Consider the following 3,302-nt stretch of genomic DNA (forward strand, 5'->3'; position numbering starts at 1 on the left):
TATATATACGATATAACAGATAAAAACATTTTTATCTTCTTAATATAATTATACATTAAAATACGATGTTTTCTGAAAAAATCGTTTGACAAATCAGATGTGTTTTCGACTTTTATTTTACAATTGATGTATAAAAAAATCTCCAACTATTCTTTCTAATTGGAGATTTTCCTTTATGTATTTAATTATCCTAAAAGAGCCTTATCACTAGCAAATTCTTCACCGCTAGCCTCTTCAAACTTACGAAGTAAATCCTCTACTGTAAGCTTCTTTTTCTCTTCGCCCTTGATATCTAAAATAATATTTCCATCCATCATCATGATAAGACGATTTCCATGAGCAATTGCATCCTTCATATTATGTGTAATCATTAAAGTTGTCAATTTGTCACGTTCTACAATTTGCTCTGTTGCTTCTAAGACCTTTGCAGCAGTTTTTGGGTCAAGCGCTGCAGTATGTTCGTCTAGAAGAAGAAGCTTTGGTTTTTTAAGTGTCGCCATTAATAATGTAAGTGCTTGACGTTGACCTCCAGAAAGCAAGCCTACTTTAGAAGTCATACGATCTTCTAATCCTAATCCAAGTGTTTTTAGTAATTCTTTATATCTAGCTCTCTCTGATGATTTAATTCTCGTTCTTAAAGTTCTTCTTTGACCTCTTCTGTTAGCCAAAGCTAGGTTGTCTTCAATATCCATAGTCGCAGCTGTACCGTTCATTGGATCCTGGAATACACGGCCTAAGTACGCAGCTCTCTTATGTTCAGGAAGATTTGTTACATCTTGTCCATCGATTAAAATAGTTCCTTCATCAACAGGCCATACACCTGCTATGGCATTAAGCATAGTAGATTTTCCAGCACCATTTCCACCTATAACAGTTACAAAATCACCATCTTCCAAAACCAAATTCACACCTTTTAATGCGTGCTTTTCATTGACTGTTCCAGGATTAAATATTTTATGTATATTTTTAATTTCTAACATTACATATTACCTCCTTTTATAACTGGTTTTGAAAAATATTTACTCTTCATAGTTGGTATAGCAAGGAAAATTGCAACAACAACTGCAGATAATAATTTCAATAAGTCTGTATCTATACCCATCCATATTACTATTTGTAATACTATGTAATATATAATAGCACCAAAGGCAACTGATAATAATTTAAATCCAAAATTTGTAGATATTTTACCAAATATTGCTTCACCAATTATAACAGCCGCTAAACCAATTACGATAGCTCCACGACCCATATTTATATCGGCAAATCCTTGGTATTGTGAAAGCAAAGCCCCAGAAAATGCAACTAAAGCATTTGATATCATAAGCCCTATAACACTACTTAAAGCTGTATTTATACCTTGTGCACGAGCCATACGATCATTACATCCAGTTGCACGAATAGCTGCCCCTATCTCTGTTCCGAAGAACCAATATAATATACCTATTAAAACTACAATTATAATTGCTACAATAAATAAAGTATTTTGTAAAAGCGGAACGCCCTTAATATAGCGTAGAGATACAAGTAAATCAAATTGATCTACATTGATAGCTTGATTTGCTTTTCCCATTATTTTTAAATTAATTGAAAATAGCCCTAATTGTGTTAAAATCCCCGCTAAAATAGCTGGTATACCCATAAACGTATAAAGTATACCTGTTACCATACCTGCAAGCAGACCTGCAATAAATGCCCATAAAAGTGATACCCATACACTATGTCCTGATTGCATCATCATAATACATACAGCCCCACCTGTACATAATGTTCCGTCGACTGTTAAATCTGCAATATCTAAAACTCGAAAAGTAATGTAAACGCCTATAGCCATGATACCCCATATTAACCCCTGGGCAAGTGCTCCTGGCATCGCTGTTGTTAAACTCATAATATTCATATTTTTAAACCTACCAATCTTTAAATGTATTATAAATTATTTATAAATAATTCTTAAACCGCAAAAACAGCAAGTTAAAAACTCCCTTGCTGTTTTCACCCTATTAATTATTCTCCAATTGCTACATAATCATCTGGAATTTCTATTCCAAGATCTTGACATATTTCTTTATTATATTTCTTTGTAAATTCAGGAGCGTATTCTATTTTCATTTCTTCTATCTTAGATTCTCCTGTTAATACTTTTGCAGCCATCTTTCCAGTAGCCACACCTAAATCATAATAGCTTATAGATAAAGTAGCTACACCACATTTACCACAAATACCTTCTTCACCAGCTATTACAGGAATTTTTGCTGGACGGCATATATTGTCTATTATGCTTGCATTTGATGCTACTGTATTATCTGTTGGTACATAGATTACATCAGATTCATCTGCTGCTGTTTTAGCTACAGAGTTTAAATCATTTGAATCAGAGAATCCATATAATTTACAAGTATATCCTAAATTTTCAAGTTCTTTCTTTACTGTATCTACTTGATATTGAGAGTTTGCTTCTGCTGTACAATAAACAAGACCTACATTTTTCTTATCTGGGAATAATTCCTTTAACATAGCTGCTTGTTGATCAAGTGGAGCAAGGTCAGATGTTCCTGAAATATTGCTTCCTACTAATCCATCGAAATTATCGATTCCTAATGCAACACCGTATTCTGTTACAGATGTACCAAGTATTGGTATTTCATTTGTTCCAGCTTGAGCTGCTTGAAGTGCTGGTGTAGCATTTGCTAAAATTAAGTCTACATTATTAGAAACAAATCCATTGATAATTGTAGAACATGTAGCAGAATCTCCTTGCGCATTTTGTTCATCAAATGTAACAGCATCTTCTCCTAGTTCTTCAATTAATGCGTCTTTGAACCCTTGTGTAGCTGCATCAAGTGCCTCATGTTGAACAAGCTGACAAATACCTACGTTGTATGTTTGGTCATCGCCATTTGATGAATTACCACATGCAACAAGTCCTAAAGACATAACTGCTGTAAGTAAAATTGCTAGAAATTTTTTCATTCTATATTTCCCCCCGTATTTTAATTATATATATATAAATTATATATTATTTCACATTTTAAAGTCAACAAATATTGCCATTTATTTCAAAATTTTCTAATTTTTCGATATAGATAATTAGATTTTTTCTCCAATTTATTTAATTCATCAAAATATATTTCAAAACTCATAAAATTATCTCCTCTTTTGACTTAAATTGTCAATTGACAAATAAATATGCTTTAATTTATAATAAAAATATTTAAATTATAATATATACTGTATTGTATTAACCTTGAGTGTTTAGCATAACAGCAATACAATACTTATTTATAGTTATCTTGAGCGTT

At 32.1% G+C, this 3,302-nt stretch carries 3 protein-coding genes; all 3 read right to left on the minus strand.

Features of this window, described 5'->3' with window-relative positions:
* Window positions 1-185: 185 nt before the first annotated feature.
* The gene (locus tag ACI3VO_RS10665) at window positions 186-980 is read right to left on the minus strand and encodes an ABC transporter ATP-binding protein (protein ID WP_439757907.1); all 795 of its coding nucleotides are present in this window, start codon (window positions 978-980) and stop codon (window positions 186-188) included.
* Window positions 980-1,900 carry an ABC transporter permease gene (locus ACI3VO_RS10670; protein ID WP_439757908.1) on the minus strand — a complete coding sequence of 307 codons (921 nt, stop codon included), beginning with the start codon at window positions 1,898-1,900 and terminating at the stop codon, window positions 980-982. Before ACI3VO_RS10670 ends, ACI3VO_RS10665 begins: the two co-directional genes overlap by 1 nt.
* 107 nt (window positions 1,901-2,007) lie before the next feature.
* Window positions 2,008-2,973, minus strand: a complete 966-nt coding sequence (locus ACI3VO_RS10675; RefSeq protein ID WP_439757909.1) for an ABC transporter substrate-binding protein — start codon at window positions 2,971-2,973, stop codon at window positions 2,008-2,010.
* Between the last annotated feature and the right edge of the window lie 329 nt (window positions 2,974-3,302).

The sequence above is a fragment of the Intestinibacter sp. genome (assembly GCF_051866655.1).
Taxonomy (GTDB): domain Bacteria; phylum Bacillota; class Clostridia; order Peptostreptococcales; family Peptostreptococcaceae; genus Intestinibacter.

Excerpts from the sequence above, each read along its gene's own strand:
- ACI3VO_RS10670 (WP_439757908.1), bottom strand. The coding sequence starts at position 1,900 with ATGAATATTATGAGTTTAACAACAGCGATGCCAGGAGCACTTGCCCAG.
- ACI3VO_RS10665 (WP_439757907.1), bottom strand. The coding sequence starts at position 980 with ATGTTAGAAATTAAAAATATACATAAAATATTTAATCCTGGAACAGTC.
- ACI3VO_RS10675 (WP_439757909.1), bottom strand. The coding sequence starts at position 2,973 with ATGAAAAAATTTCTAGCAATTTTACTTACAGCAGTTATGTCTTTAGGA.